The following is a 14,700-nucleotide window of genomic DNA, read 5'->3' on the forward strand; positions in this document are numbered from 1 at the left end:
TGACCAGCGTTGAGGCTGTCCAGACTTTTTGATCCTGAATCCTGTTTTTCGAAGGCTGGATTGAGATTCGGCCTGCCGGCGGGAGAGCGTGGGCTGGGGATAGGTCGCTTGGACGCTTCTGCGATGGTGCAGAGCGTCCGGGACGTTCTGCATAGCAAGACTGGAAAAACTTCATCCCAGCCCCACCCGTTCCTGCTTTGTTATGCATCATAAAACACCATTTACTAGATGAATCGAGTCCGGCGCCCCCGGCCCTGCAGCGCCTATCCCAAAACATCCATAAACATCACTCACCGCCATTCAGTCCCGCTTGCGCACCTGATCCCCCTCCAACACGACATCCTCGCCCCCCGCCCTTCATTCACGCTTCACCGGATCATTCGTCATTCGTCATTCGTCATTTTCTCCATGCTCCTCGCCACTCCGCCTGAATACCGAACACCGAAAACCGCCCCCGTCCCCCGTCTCCAGGTTGCACTCAGCCCGATTCGGGCGCATCATCGCGGCCCTTCTTTGGCCACCCGCCATTCTTTTTCCCATGCTCGCACAACTCGACTCCCTGAAAACCGAAGCCCTCGCTGCGCTCGACACCCTGTCTGATGAAGCCGCGCTGGAGTCCTTCCGCATTGATTACCTGGGCAAAAAAGGCAAACTCACAGCCCTCAGCGCCGGCATGCGCGATGTGTCCCCGGACCTGAAAAAAGAAGTCGGCGCCAGGCTCAATGAAGTGCGCGAGGCCATCACCGGCGGCCTCACCAGCCGCCAGGAAGCCCTCCAATCCGCCAAGGACGCCGCCTCCGTCGCCGGCATTGATCTCAGCCTGCCCGGTCGCCCCGGCGCAGGCGTCGGCAGCCTGCACCCGCTCACCCAGATCCGCGACCTCGCCGTGCGCACCCTCCGCCGCGTCGGGTTCACCCTCGCGGACGGACCGGAAATAGAGACCGAGTGGCATTGCTTCGATGCCCTCAACACCCCCGCCGACCACCCCGCCCGCAACGAGAGCGACACCTTCTACCTCCCCGATGGCCGCCTGCTGCGCACCCACACCTCCAGCGTGCAGATCCGCACCATGGAGACCGCCAAGTCCCTCCCCATCCGCATCATCGCCCCCGGCGCCGCCTACCGCCGCGACGAGATTGACGCCACCCACCTCAGCGTCTTCAACCAGATCGAAGCCCTCTACGTGGACAAGGACGTCAGCCTCGCCGACCTCAAAGGCACCCTCGAATTCTTCTTCCGCGAAGTCTTCGGCCCCAAAACCGTCGTCCGTTTCCGCCCCCACTTCTTCCCCTTCACCGAGCCCAGCTTCGAGATTGACGTCAAGCTCGAAGCCAAAGGCAAAGAAGCCCGCTGGATCGAGATCGCCGGCTGCGGCATGGTGGACCCCGCCGTCTTCGCCGAAGTCAGTAAAAAACGCGGCGACACCCTCTTCGACCCCGACCAAGTCACCGGCTTCGCCTTCGGCATGGGCCTCGACCGCCTCGCCATGATCCTCCACGGCATCTCCGACATCCGCCACCTCATCGAAAACGACGCCCGCTTCCTGCAGCAGTTTTAAAGCCGGTCCCTCCACTCCTAAACACCCGTGTCAGAATCCCCTCTGCCAGAAATTATTAGTGTTTATCAGTGCCCATTAGTGGTTTCAAAATCTTCTCTTCTTTTCCCATGCAAGTTTCCCTCTCCTGGCTCACCACCCATCTTGACCTCAGCGCTTACTCCACGGCCCAGCTTTCGGACCTCCTCACCTTCGCCGGCATCGAAGTCGAAGGCATCCAGGAAACCGGCATCGCCTCGGACAAAGTCGTCGTCGCGCAGATCGACTCCTTCGTGCAGCACCCCAATGCCGACAAGCTCAGCGTCTGCCAGGTGGACGACGGCTCCGGCACCCTGCGCCAGATCGTCTGCGGCGCCAAGAACTTCAAGCAGGGCGACAAAGTCCCCCTCGCCCTCCCCGGTGCCGTCCTGCCCGGCGGCTTCACCATCAAAGAAGGCAAGCTCCGCGACGTCATCTCCAACGGCATGATGTGCAGCGGCAAAGAAATCGGCCTCGGCGAAGACACCGGCGGCCTCCTCATCCTGGACCCCTCCCTCCCCACCGGCCAGCCCCTCAAGGACATCCTCGCCTCCGATACCGTCTTCGATCTCGAGATCACCCCCAACCGCTCCGACCTCCTCAGCCACCTCGGCCTCGCCCGCGAGCTCTCCGCCCTCACCGGCCTCCCGCTCAAAGGCCCCCGCGACCACACCGCCCCCACCTCCACCACCCGCCCCGCCCAGGAAAACGAAGTCACCCTTCAGGCCGCCGACGCCTGCCCCTATTACACCGCCCGCATCATCAAAGGCATCAAAGTCGCCCCCAGCCCCGCCTGGCTCAAAGCCCGCCTCGAAAGCATCGGCCTCCGCCCCATCAACAACATCGTGGACATCACCAACTACGTCCTCATGGAAATGGGCCAGCCCCTCCACGCCTTCGATCTCAGCAAACTCCAGGGCGGCATCGTCGTCCGCCGCGCTGCCGAGGGCGAAAAAATCCTCGCCCTGGATGGCACCCAGCCCGCCCTCCTTCCCGAAGACCTCGTCATCGCCGATAGCCAGCGCCCCATCGCCATCGCCGGCGTCATGGGCGGAGAGGAAACCGGCGTCACCGACTCCACCGTCAATATGCTCCTGGAGAGCGCCTACTTCACCCCCTCCGGCGTCCGCCGCACCTCCCGCCGCCTCGGCATCCACTCAGACTCCAGCTACCGCTTCGAGCGCGGCTGCGATCCCCACCAGGTCCAGGGTGCCTCCGATCTCGCCGTGAAATTGATCCTCGAAATCGCCGGCGGCCAGGTCGAAGAAACCCTCGCCGTCGCCGGGGCCGCCCCCGCCTTGGTCAAAGACGTCACCCTCGATGAAGCCCGCGCGCATCGTTTGTTAGGCATCCCCGACCTCCAGACTGATGAAGCCCACGCCATCCTCACCAAGCTCGGCCTCACCAAGACCGCTGGCGGCTCCGCCCAGACCGTCTGGACCATCCCCAGCTACCGCCTGGACCTCGTCCGCAGCGTGGACCTTGTCGAGGAGATCGCCCGCGTCGTCGGCCTGGACCGCGTCCCCTCCCGCTTCACCGCCGTCATGGCCAGTGGCGACTCCACAGACCGCCAGTATGACCACGTCATGCAGCTCCGCCACGCCCTCGCCCATCGCGGGTTCAATGAAGCCCAGACCCTCCGCCTCATCTCCACCGCCCAGATCAGCGACAGCCTCGGCCACCCCACCCCCGCCGCCGTCAGCGTCGCGTTAAAAAACCCCCTCAGCGAAGACCTCACCACCCTCCGCCCCAGCCTCATCCCCGGCCTCCTCGCCACCGCCGCGCTGAATAACCGCCAGGGCGCCCCCCGCCTCCGCTTCTTCGAGTCCGGCCGCATCTTCCTCCGCCTCCCCAATGGCCAGACCCGCGAAGAAGACCGCCTCGCCATCCTCCTCAGCGGCCCCGTCGCCCCCGGCTCCTGGCACACCCGCGAGCCAAAAGCCTCCGACATCTTCGACCTCCGCGGCATCGTCGAGGCCCTCCCCGGCGTCACCTCCCTGGACATCAAGCCCCTCGCCGACAGCCCCACCTTCCTCCTCCACAGCGAGCTGAAAGTTGGCAACCGCGTCCTCGGCTGGATCGCCCAGCTCCATCCCTCCCGCGCCCGCCAGCTGGATTCCCGCCACCCCGTTTACATCGTCGAGCTCCTCCTCAGCGCCCTCCGCCAGGGCAGCACCGGCCCCGCCCGGTTCGAGGACCTCCCCCGCTTCCCCTCCGTCACCCGCGACGTCGCCTTCGAGCTTCCCGCCGACCTCCCCAATACCAAGGTCAACGCCTTCTTCACCGGCCTCAAAGAGCCCCTCCTCATCAAAGCCGATCTCTTCGACGTCTTCGCCGACCCCACCGGCACCAAGCTCCCCACCGACCGCAAATCCGTCGCCTGGACCCTCACCTACCGCGCCCCGGATAAGACCCTCGAGACCCCCGAAGTGGACGCCACCCACGCCCGCATCCTCGCCGCCCTCGAAAAAGCCCTCCCCGCCACCATCCGCCGCTAAAAAGTACCGTGGGCACTCCTGCCGGTACAGTATTCCGCCAGTAAAAAGTACCGTGGGCACTCCTGCCCGCGCGGTTTCCCGCCAGTAAAAATACCGTGGGCACTCCTGCCCGCGCAGTTTCCCCTCCCGCGACCCGTACAGTACTCCGCACCGTCCCGGGTGCGGAACCAGGAGCTCTAAAAAGCCCGCCCTCCCCCATGAACAAACGGCCCCCACATCGGGATCCACTCCCCCGCCAGCAGGCCAGACCGCGAAAGGGCACTTTCAGTCTGGTCAATCTGCTGCTGCTGGCCGCTTTGCTCATCCTGCCCTATCAGGCCGTCCAGGCCCTCGGCTGGGACTGGCGCTGGGTCGCCGGTTACGTCGCCATCCTCAGCCTCACCACCTATTCCGCCTACGCCCTGGACAAGCGCCTCGCCGAATCCGGCGGCTGGCGCATCCCCGAGTTCAATCTCCACTTCCTCGAGTTCTTCGGCGGCTGGCCCGGCGCATGGATCGCCCAGCGCCGCCTCCGGCATAAATGCGCCAAACGCAGCTACCAGATCGTCTTCGCCCTCATCCTCCTCATCCACCAGGCCGCCGCATTCGATGCCTTTAAGGACTGGCAGGTCACCCGCTCCCTCATCAGCTTTTGGGACCCAGGCAAAAGCCCGTCCGAATATGAAGTTCGCCGAGCCATCCGTCCGCAATCAGACGATTTTAGGTAGCCCCCGCCCCCGTACAGTAGTCCGCACTGTCCCAGTGCGGTTCCGTACAGTACTCCGCACCGTCCCTGGTGCGGTTCCCCGTAAAGTGGTCCGCACCGTCCCTGGTGCGGTTCCCCGTACACCACTCCTCACCCTCCCCAGTGCGGGGAGGGGAGGGGACCTGTCGCGAAGCGACATTTGACCGGTAGCCGGGGCGTTTTAACCCCCGGAAAGAAGCCCTCCGCCTCGGGGACATCGAGGACGAGGTGGATGTCTCCTGCTGGGTCAGCTTCTTCGAGCCGCTTCCCCATGACGACACGCCAGATTAAACCTCATCCTTATCAACCGATGACCCCTTTCGTTTTCCCGCCTCTCGTCATCAAGCCCCTAACGTCCGTTGGCACGACGAATGAGACTGTTTCACAGTATCAGAGAAATGATGTTTCATTCGATCTCTTCCGTGCATAGTGGCTCTTGCATACATCTTTTTGCATCAATGCCCGTTTCCCCGTCCACCTTCCGTTATTCAGGCCACGAAACTTTCGTTTGTCGATATGCCTGGCTGCCAAAGGCAGTAAAGCATCTTAGTGATGGGCGAAACTCGAAACTCTTCAGTGACGAAAATGATGCCATGGTCCGGCTCGGTGTAGGCAAAAACATGGTTCGCTCCATTCGGTTCTGGGCTGAGACGGCGGGTGTTATCGTGTCTCTTGGCGACCACAAAGGTTATGCAGTCACTCCATTCGGCCAGGAATTGCTCGGGCACGATGGGCATGATCCATATCTAGAACACCCATCGACCCTCTGGCTCCTGCATTGGAAAATCGCCACAAATCCAAACGGGCCGATATACCAGTGGGTACAAATGCTTAATCACTGGCATCGTTCTGAATTCACCGAGGTTGAAGCGATGGGGTTCTTGAAGAAGAATCTACCACCGAAGGCGCAAAGCCTCTCAGACCGGACGACCGAGGATGGCCTTCGGGTGTTTATCAACACCTTCATACCCACAAGAGGACGCAAAGGTGAGGTCGCCGAGGACAACCTCGACAGTCCGTTCGTTGAGCTTGGCCTGCTTCGACGCTGCGGTGAGCGCACCGACATCAAGAGCGGTCAACTCGAATGGATCTATTCCTTTGCAATCGAAGACAAGCCGGGCATTTCAGCCGAGCTCTTTGCATATTGTCTTAACGATTTCTGGCGAAATGAACATGCCAACGAGCAAACCATCTCATTTGGCGCAGCAGCTGTTGGTGAAGGAAGTCCGGGGCAGATCTTCAAACTTCCCGAAGCATCGGTTCGACACTATCTCGATCAGATCAAGCAGACAACAAATGGAGCGATTGCATTCCAAGAGTCCGCCTCGCTTCAGCAGGTAACCCGGTCTAGCAAGGCTGATTCGTTCGACTTTCTTGAAAATATCTACGTTCCCGCCTGATGGCATCGCGCTCCATAAATAAACTTCTTCGAATCAGCCCCCGCTTTCTTCGGTCGGCGCAGCTAGAACGCGACTTCCGCGACCCCGAAGCTCTAGGTGGGTATGTGTTGACCCAGGATACGCGCGCGCACCTTTCACGCTTGTTGAAAGGCACGAGATCAGTGTCTGGTCAGCGTTCATGGCGTGTCACAGGCGACTTCGGCTCCGGCAAATCGAGCTTTGCCTTGTTGCTGGCGAATCTGCTTTCCCCCAGCAGTTCCGATCTGCCCAAGCACCTGCGAGGGTTGCCAGTTGATATGGGCCTGACACGCTCTCGACGTGGGTTCCTTCCAGTTTTGGTCACAGGTTCCCGGCAGCAGATGTCGATGGCGTTACTCTCTGCGCTGTCGAACTCACTGCATCAGAACATTGATGGAAGGAAAAAACTCAAGGTCAGGATGGCAGTGGACGAAACTCTAGCCGCTCCGAAGTCCAATCTGGACCACCGTGTAATCGCGTTGCTGATACAGGCATCAGCAGAGCTTCGGCAACATGATCTCTTCGATGGTGTTCTCGTCATCATAGATGAGCTGGGCAAGTTCCTTGAATATTCCGCACTGAACCCCGAAAAGCAGGATGTGTATTTCCTCCAGCAGTTGGGGGAGGCATCATCACGTAGCGGTGAAAACTGTCTCTTCACTGTGGGCCTCCTTCATCAAGGATTCAGCACCTATGCCGACAAACTAACAGAACAGGCCCAGCGTGAATGGGAGAAAGTGGCGGAGCGTTTCGAGGAAATCGTCTTTGCCCAGCCGTTAAGCCAGGTTGCCTCACTTTTAAGCGCTGCTTTGAATGTGAAGGAGGATGAGTGTCCTCGTGGATGGAAGTCAGAAGCCCATACCGACATGCGGGCGGCGGTCGATCTTGGGTTGTTTGGAGCCAACGCTGGCAAAAGCGCTCTCGTTGAGCTTGCCCCTAGCTTGTATCCTCTGCATCCAACAGTCCTTCCGGTGCTGGCGAAGTTCTTTCGCCGTTTTGGTCAGAATGAGCGTTCGTTGTTCAGCTTCCTGTTATCATCGGAACCCCATGCCTTGCAGGACTTCGCTCAGAACGAGGCCACGTTGAGATTCATCTACCGGTTGCCTGAATTCTACGACTTCATTGCTCAGAACTTCGGAGGCCGTCTGAGCGCCCAGAGCTTTCGGAGCCACTGGAGTCACATAGATGCAGTCATTCGGAGCTTTCCCGCAGAGCGCGAGTTGGAGCTACGCATCTTGAAGACAATTGGTGTCCTAAATACTATCGACTCCACTGCTGATCTGCTTCCGCGAGATGACCTGCTTGCTCTCGCCTTGGGGAACTCGGAAAATCTCAAAGCAGCCGTCGCAAGGTTGAAAAAGGAGAACCTGCTTTTCTTCAGAGGGGCAAGAAGAGGTTATGCGCTGTGGTCGCACACCAGCGTCAATTTGGAGCACGAGTACGCCAAGGCATCCGAATCCATCCAGCAAATCTCCAACATGGGCGAACTGCTTCGTGCGCGCTTGGATGCCAGACCGGTCGTCGCTCGTGCTCACTACATACGTACTGGCAATCTCAGGCATTTTACCATTCGGTTCTCCTCTACTGATGAAATCAGTGCAGACCCCACAATCTTCCAGCCGGAATACCCTGCGGACGGTATGATCGTGATCGTTCTGAGCGAAACAGAAGAGCAGAGGAAGCGGGCGCAAAAACAGATTGCCGAAATGCCCGCCAGTCCACAGGTCTTGTTTGGAGTGACGGAAGCGCTGGAAGTTTTGAATGGTTTCATTCTGAGCTTGGAGCGTTGGAATCACGTCGAGCGCCATACACCCGAGCTGAAGGATGACCGTTTTGCCGCCGAGGAGGTGTCCCGACAGATAGCTCATGCAAACCAGGCCCTGGAGAACGCCCTTCATCGCTATGTGGGTTTCCGTGGACTCTCCCAGGACGTGCAATCAAGGATCCACTGGTTTTACAATTCCATGTCTGTTAAGGGCCTGGATCGTGATGGTTCTCTGCAATGCTATTTGTCGGAGCTGTGTGACAGTTTGTTCCCGAAAGCTCCAAACGTTCATAATGAGCTTGTGAATCGTAATACCCTTAGTTCCGCCGCTGCTGCTGCCCGTCAACGGTTGTTTGAACTGATGCTTAATCATGGAGATGATCCCCACTTGGGGCTGCCTCTTGACAAAGCACCACCCGAGAAGTCACTGTATCTGTCAGTCCTTAAAGAATCAGGTATTCATGCGGAGCGGGCTCATGGTTGGAGCATTGAGTTCCCGGAAAAAGACCCACTTCGCCTGCGTCCGGCACTGGAGCATGTCATTGAGATGCTTGAGGCAAGGCCAGATGCAAGAATCCGGGTTGATCGAATCGTTGAAAAACTTCGCCGCCCACCTTATGGTGTACGCGATGGCTTGATCCCGGTCCTCCTGGTTGCCATCTATGTGCAGCATGAGGCAGAACTGGCCATTTATGAGGACGGGCGCTTTGTCAGCGATGTCGAGGAATTCTTGAAAATGCGCCTCGCCAAAGCTCCGCAAACCTTCGAGTTCCAGCTTTGCCGCATTCATGGCATGAGAAGGGAGTTGCTCTCGCACCTTGCTGAAGTTGTGAAGTTGGAGCGTGCCGAGCGCACTGAGTTGCTTTCCATCGTCCGGCCTATCTGTCTGATAGTGGCCGAATTACCTGACTACGCAAAGAACACAGAAAATCTCAGCCCCCAGACAATAACAGTGCGGAAGCACGTTTTAGCGGCTGAGGAACCGGCTCACTTGGTGTTTAGAGACATCCCCGAGGCACTTGGCTTCAAGGGGGATGTGAGCAAATCAGAAGCCTCTAAGCTGGCCTCCAAGTTGGCTCAAAGCCTCTCTGAATTACGACGTGCTTTGCCAGAATGCCGGAAGCGCATGACCCAGACGATTTTGGAAGCATTTAGTGAAAAGGTTGCAGACTTTTCTGCCTGGCGGCGGTCGGTCGCTGAGAGGGCAGAAACCGTGATCGTGGGGGTGACCAACCCAGAGTTGCGGGCATTCACCTTGAAACTGATTGACGATGCCACGGAAGAGTCTGTCTGGCTTGAGGCGCTCGGTAGTCTGGTGACCCGTGTTCCTCCGTCCCGCTGGAGGGACAAAGACGAGACCGCTTTTCGAGAGGGCGTCCTTGGGCTGGTGCGGCAGTTTCAACGAGTCGAGTCGCTTCACTTTGGAGAAGGTTCACGAGCGCCCGAGAACGCTGTGCGGATTGCCCTTACCCAGAAAACGGGAGAGGAACGGGATCAGGTGTTCCACCTTAGCTCATCACAAGTAAAAGAGGCTATTGATTTAAGAAAACGATTGCAGTCTCAGATGCCGGAGGATAAAAAGCTTGCTGTTGCCGCTCTTTCCCAGCTTCTCTGGGAAATGATGGACTCCTCTTCATGAAGCCACCCGACCCTCATTTTGGTAAGGATCAGCCTGTACGCCACGTCTTGAACGTCTCAGGAGGGAAGGACAGTTCCGCCATGGCCCTGCTGATGGCGGGCCGCATTCGTGGCCTGGAACATTTTCGCCTGGACGACATGGAGTACCTGTTTTGCGACACGCAGAAGGAACTGCCTGAGACTTACGAATACCTGTCCCGCCTTGAGGCGGAACTTGGAAGCAAAATCACTTACCTCAACGCCAAGGCGGGTTTTGATCACTGGCACAAAGTATTCGGTGGCTACCTGCCCTCGCCGCAGAACCGCTGGTGTACAAAACTCCTCAAACTCAAGCCTTTCGAATCTCACGTAGGTGATGATGCGGTGATCAGTTATGTGGGCCTTCGTGCCGATGAAGATCGGATCGGATACATCAGCACCAAGCCCAATATTAAGACTCGGTATCCCCTTCGTGAGGCGGGCATCGACTACAATGGTGTCATTCGCATTCTCGAAGACAGTGGACTCGGTCTGCCGACATTTATGAAATGGGGAAGGACAAACTCCGGATGCACCTTTTGTTTCTTCCAAACACCGTACGAATGGCTCCGCCTGCAGGAAACTTATCCGGACAAGTTCAAAGAAGCAATGGAGTATGAAACTATAGATCCATCCAACCCAAATAAGCAGTTCACATGGATGTCTGAAGGCCCGCTTGAATCATTGCTCGATGAAACCACGCGAGAGAAAATCCTAACAGGTGGCATTCGAGCCAAAACAAAATCCACCGACAAGTCCCTTGTCAGCGTCTTCACTGGAGCCTCGGTGAAGGTTAATGAGGCTTGCTTACTGTGTCAAAAATGAAAACAGAAGTTCAAACATGGACTGTGGGTCAGCTGGTTGCAGCAGCGCCGCACATCGAATTGAATCCCGCTTACCAACGGGGGCCAGCTTGGCGTGACGACAAAAAAGCACTGCTGATTGACTCAGTTTTTAGATCCTATGACTTGCCAAAAATCTATTTGGCTAAAATCGGAAGTGCTCAAAGCCAAAAGTTTGAAGTAATTGATGGCCAGCAACGAGTGCGAGCTATTTTTGAGTTCGCGGATAATCTCTTCTCAGTGCCGTCAGATTCAATCAACGGAAATTCTGATTCTGAATACACCAATTACAAGGATCTATCTGAAAAAGCTAAGGAGTCATTTAATAGTTTTGGTCTAACTGTAACAATTCTTTCGGATGCATCTCCAACGTTCAAGAGGACTTTATTTGAGCGTTTGCAGCTAGGTGAACGCTTAAACTCAGCCGAGCTGCGCAATGCGCTTCCAAGCTCGACGCCTACAGATTTGCGCTCATTTGCGACAACCCACTCTTTTTTCGATAACGCTGGTATCAGCAACGTCCGCTACAAGCGCGAAGATTACTTAACACACGTTTTCGCGTATCTGCACTTTTCTCGGAAAAATCTTTTAAAGGATATCAAGGCTCCATCTCTGCGAAAGTATGTGCTAGAATCACAACATGGTGTTGATCGCGCAGACCAAAAGCGGATTGATGCAATCCTGACCTTCTTGCAGGCGGTCGTCAAATGCAGGCAAAAGACACTGAGAAACAAATGGTCCTTTGTGGATGCGGTGATCTACTGTTCTCATCATGGAACTGAAAAACTGCGCCCCAAGGCTTTTGCCGAAGTTCTCGGCAAGATTGAGGATTGGCGGAAGGAATACTCCAAACGCCCGGAGATGCTTATGGAAACAACATGCCGAGTGCCTAACAAACGTCTTCTCTACCAATACATCAAAGCTTATCAAACAGGAGCTGCTCTAAAGGAAAGCTTGGATTCTCGTCTTCAGTATTTAGTAGCAACTATCATCCAATGAGCCAAAAGCATGTCAGACAAAGAGCTCTAGATGAGCTGGGTGCCGCTTTCAAAAATGGCAGGGCGAGCTTGTTTGTGGGGGCGGGTATTTCAGCGATAAGCGGATTGCCATCATGGTCCGGTTTGCTGGATGAGCTCATCGTTGAGCTGAAAGGGCAGCCAGGAGTGTCCACAAGGTTGATAGCTGACGCAAGGAAGCTTCTGAAAGATAGGAGTAAGTGGCTTACCCTTGCGCAACTATTGAGAAACGAACTCGGCAAAAAGTTTAATGAGTTTGTTGGCCGCAGATTTGCTGACTCCAAGATTAAACCCAATGAAGTTCACGATTTGATCGTGGACCTTCCATGGAGTGCTATTGTCACCACTAATTATGATCGCTTAATTGAACGCGCATTTGCTCGCAAGCTTGGAGATCAGGGAGATATACCCGTTTTGACATACGCTAGTCCAGGAGGTATAGCCTCAAACTATCGAAGAGGGGAGAAGTTTATTGTCAAAGCACATGGCGATGCGAAGATGAAGCCCGAGTCAGTAGTATTGACCGAATCTGATTACCGCAATTTGGTGCATCGAGAAATAGGTTATCAAGCAGTATTGCAAGCTCTTTTTACAACCAATTCATTTTTGTTCATTGGGTGCTCGCTAGCAGATCCGGACCTGAGAATGATGCTGACTTTTCTCCATAGTGCTTTCCACGGGGATACGGCAACACACTACGCGCTTATTCCATCTGATGAACGTTTGGATGCTGAGGACAAGGTGCTGTTTCACGACTTCTCTATTCATGTGATTCCCGTAGATAAAAGAAAAAGAACGGAAGAAATCACAAATTTCTTGGAAGATTTAAAAAAGGCCTGTTCAAAGTGAAACTAAAAGTTCTTTTCGACACTCTTGTCAACGTGGATGCGGAAGCAAACATTTGCTTTGCACTACCAGAAGTGGGTTGAGAGCAGGCTGAGCCCATTCACTGCGCAGCGGAGCAACTCATGGCATCGCTGGCTGATTAATCGATCAAGCTCATCAACCCTTCGATCTTGTTCAAGACCTCATGGACCTCTTCTAGTGTATTCTCAGGCGAAAGGCTAAATCGGATGCTTTCAGAAGAACGATCATGGGAACCTGACATTGTCTGAATCACATGTGAAGGAGTGATGGCACTCTCCATGCACGCCGACCCTGAAGAAGCACAAATATTCTGACTATCCAGGAACGTGAGTGTGGCATCGCTATCCATTCCAGGGAGGAATATATTAGTAGTGTTAGGCAGGCGCTGGATCACATGGCCATTGCGCTCAGTATTTGGAACGGCTGCAAGGAGGCCTTCCTCCAAGGCATCGCGGAGTGGGCGAACAGTAGCATCGTAGGCTGGAAGCTTTTTTTGTGCAACGGCTGCTGCAGTTCCGAGGCCAATGATGCCTGCAACATTCTCTGTGCCGCCGCGTCGAGAGCGCTCTTGATGACCGCCGTGCAAGAAGGGCGTGAATGGTGCCCACTTCTGCGCATAGAGGGTACCTATACCTTTCGGAGCGCCGATCTTGTGCCCAGTGAGGGAGAGGTAGTCGATGGGAAGTTCCTCAACCTTCATTGCCAGCTTTCCGACAGCCTGCACGGCATCACAGTGGTAAAGAACCCCCCTGCTGCGGCAGAGTTCGCCGATCTTCTCGACTGGGAACAAGACGCCTGTTTCATTGTTCGCCCACATAAGCGAAACCAGCGCTGTGTCCGAAACAATCGCGTCCTCCAGGTCAGCCATGGTGATCAATCCCTCGCGGTTCACTGGCAGGTAGGTCACCCTGTAGCCGCGAAATTCTTCCAAGAAGCGGTAATAGCTTAGCACGGACGAATGCTCGACCTTCGAGGTGACAATGTGCGTCTTTTGGGTGCTGTGAATGGCGGCATGGATGGCAGTGTTGTTGCTCTCCGTACCGCCACTGGTGAAAAGCACTTCACAAGCTGAATTAGCTCCAATCAAGTCCGCCACTTGTTCACGAGCTCGTTCTATCCCTGATTTTAAATGCGAACCAAATCTGTAAGAGCTGGATGGATTGCCCCATTCTTCAGTCAGGAATGGAAGCATTGCTTCCCTGACCTCAGGCAAGACGGGCGTTGTAGCATTGTGGTCGAGGTAAATCATCCAGACATCAAGATGTAACGCGGCAGCAAGCGTCTTCAATCCTCAGTACCCCCTGATTTGCCCCTCGCGGTAAAATTTGGGTCGTTGCCAGTCCATTTCAGTCGTCGGGGAAGGGGACAGATGTATCATGCTGGGACGGGTTCTTTGAGCCTCTTCCTCAGAACTGCCCAAAGCCGGTCTTCCCGGAGCCTTCCAACACCCCAATTCCCATGCCGCCCTGGATCGAATTTTCTGCCTGTGCCGTATGCGCCATTTCCGGAGTGCTGGCCGCAGAAGGGAAGCGGATGGATCTCTTTGGCGCGCTGGTGCTCGCCCTCGTCACCGCCGTCGGCGGCGGCACCCTTCGTGATCTCTGCCTGGATCTGCCGGTGTTCTGGATCCAGGTGCCGGACTTCGTGACCGTGTCCTTGGTCGCAGCCGTCGGCACGTTTATCCTGGCCAGGTTTTTGGACATGCCCGCACGCGCCCTGGCCGTGGCCGATGCCTTTGGTCTCGCGCTCTTTGCCATCATCGGCACCGAGAAGGCCCTCATGGTCGGCTCACCCGGACTGGTGGCCGTATTGATGGGCATCATCACCGGCGTCGCCGGCGGCATCCTCAGAGATGTGCTGCGCGGTGAAATCCCCGTCGTGCTGCGGGCCGAGATTGAGCTCTACGCCACAGCGGCCGGCCTCGGAGCCACCGCCTACGTCCTGTCAGTCCACTGGCTCCCCGCATCGCCCAGCCATCGTTACATCGGCATGGCCATCATCCTCTTTCTCCGCCTCGCCGCCATGTACTGGAGCGTCAAGCTCCCCATCTTCATCACCCGCCCCCGCCCCTGACCCCTCCGCCTTCCGCCCCTCCGCCCTCCGCCATTCGCCATTCGCCATTCGCCATTCGTCATTCGTCCTTCGTCCTTCGCCATTCGGCATTCGTCATTCGTCATTCGGCATTCTGCTTTCAGCTTTCAGCTTTCAGCTTTTTCTGCCACGCCCCACGCCCCACGCCCCACGCCCCACGCCCCTCGCCCCTCGCCCCTCGCCCCTCGCCCCTCGCCCCTCGCCCCTCGCCCCTCGCCCCTCGCCCCTCGCCCCTCGCCCCTCGCCCCAC

Annotated in this window: 10 protein-coding genes; 9 read left to right on the top strand and 1 reads right to left on the bottom strand. The window is 56.6% G+C overall.

The window, feature by feature from the left end; translation table 11 throughout:
- The first annotated feature begins 538 nt into the window (after window positions 1-538).
- From pheS to WJU23_RS23355, 8 genes are all read left to right on the top strand, one after another.
- A complete protein-coding gene (gene pheS, locus WJU23_RS23320) occupies window positions 539-1,558 on the top strand; it encodes a phenylalanine--tRNA ligase subunit alpha (protein WP_346335045.1) in 1,020 nt (339 codons plus the stop codon).
- A gap of 107 nt (window positions 1,559-1,665) precedes the next feature.
- A complete protein-coding gene (pheT, locus tag WJU23_RS23325) occupies window positions 1,666-4,071 on the top strand; it encodes a phenylalanine--tRNA ligase subunit beta (protein WP_346335046.1) in 2,406 nt (801 codons plus the stop codon).
- Between the two features lie 197 nt (window positions 4,072-4,268).
- The gene (locus WJU23_RS23330; protein WP_346335047.1) at window positions 4,269-4,778 is read left to right on the top strand and encodes a DUF1294 domain-containing protein; all 510 of its coding nucleotides are present in this window, start codon (window positions 4,269-4,271) and stop codon (window positions 4,776-4,778) included.
- 475 nt (window positions 4,779-5,253) lie between these two features.
- Window positions 5,254-6,195: a DUF4007 family protein gene (locus WJU23_RS23335; protein WP_346335048.1), complete on the top strand. Its 942-nt coding sequence runs from the start codon at window positions 5,254-5,256 to the stop codon at window positions 6,193-6,195.
- Window positions 6,195-9,617, top strand: coding sequence for a hypothetical protein (locus WJU23_RS23340; protein WP_346335049.1), 3,423 nt, complete (start codon window positions 6,195-6,197; stop codon window positions 9,615-9,617). The genes WJU23_RS23335 and WJU23_RS23340 overlap by 1 nt, the downstream gene beginning before the upstream one ends.
- Window positions 9,614-10,459 (top strand): phosphoadenosine phosphosulfate reductase family protein, encoded by an 846-nt coding sequence (locus tag WJU23_RS23345; RefSeq protein ID WP_346335050.1) that lies wholly within the window; start codon window positions 9,614-9,616, stop codon window positions 10,457-10,459. Before WJU23_RS23340 ends, WJU23_RS23345 begins: the two co-directional genes overlap by 4 nt.
- Window positions 10,456-11,475, top strand: a complete 1,020-nt coding sequence (locus tag WJU23_RS23350; protein WP_346335051.1) for a DUF262 domain-containing protein — start codon at window positions 10,456-10,458, stop codon at window positions 11,473-11,475. The genes WJU23_RS23345 and WJU23_RS23350 overlap by 4 nt, the downstream gene beginning before the upstream one ends.
- Complete coding sequence (locus tag WJU23_RS23355; protein ID WP_346335052.1) at window positions 11,472-12,341, top strand: SIR2 family protein; 870 nt, start codon at window positions 11,472-11,474, stop codon at window positions 12,339-12,341. Before WJU23_RS23350 ends, WJU23_RS23355 begins: the two co-directional genes overlap by 4 nt.
- Window positions 12,342-12,477: 136 nt before the next feature.
- Here the strand turns inward: WJU23_RS23355 and WJU23_RS23360 are convergent, their stop codons facing one another.
- On the bottom strand, window positions 12,478-13,608 hold the full coding sequence (locus WJU23_RS23360; RefSeq protein ID WP_346335053.1) for an aminotransferase class V-fold PLP-dependent enzyme: 1,131 nt from the start codon (window positions 13,606-13,608) through the stop codon (window positions 12,478-12,480).
- A gap of 209 nt (window positions 13,609-13,817) precedes the next feature.
- Here WJU23_RS23360 and WJU23_RS23365 point away from each other — a divergent pair, with 209 nt between their 5' ends.
- Window positions 13,818-14,432, top strand: a complete 615-nt coding sequence (locus WJU23_RS23365; RefSeq protein ID WP_346335054.1) for a trimeric intracellular cation channel family protein — start codon at window positions 13,818-13,820, stop codon at window positions 14,430-14,432.
- Window positions 14,433-14,700 lie beyond the last annotated feature (268 nt).

It is taken from the genome of Prosthecobacter sp. SYSU 5D2, from assembly GCF_039655865.1.
In the GTDB taxonomy this organism is placed as follows: Bacteria; Verrucomicrobiota; Verrucomicrobiia; order Verrucomicrobiales; family Verrucomicrobiaceae; genus Prosthecobacter.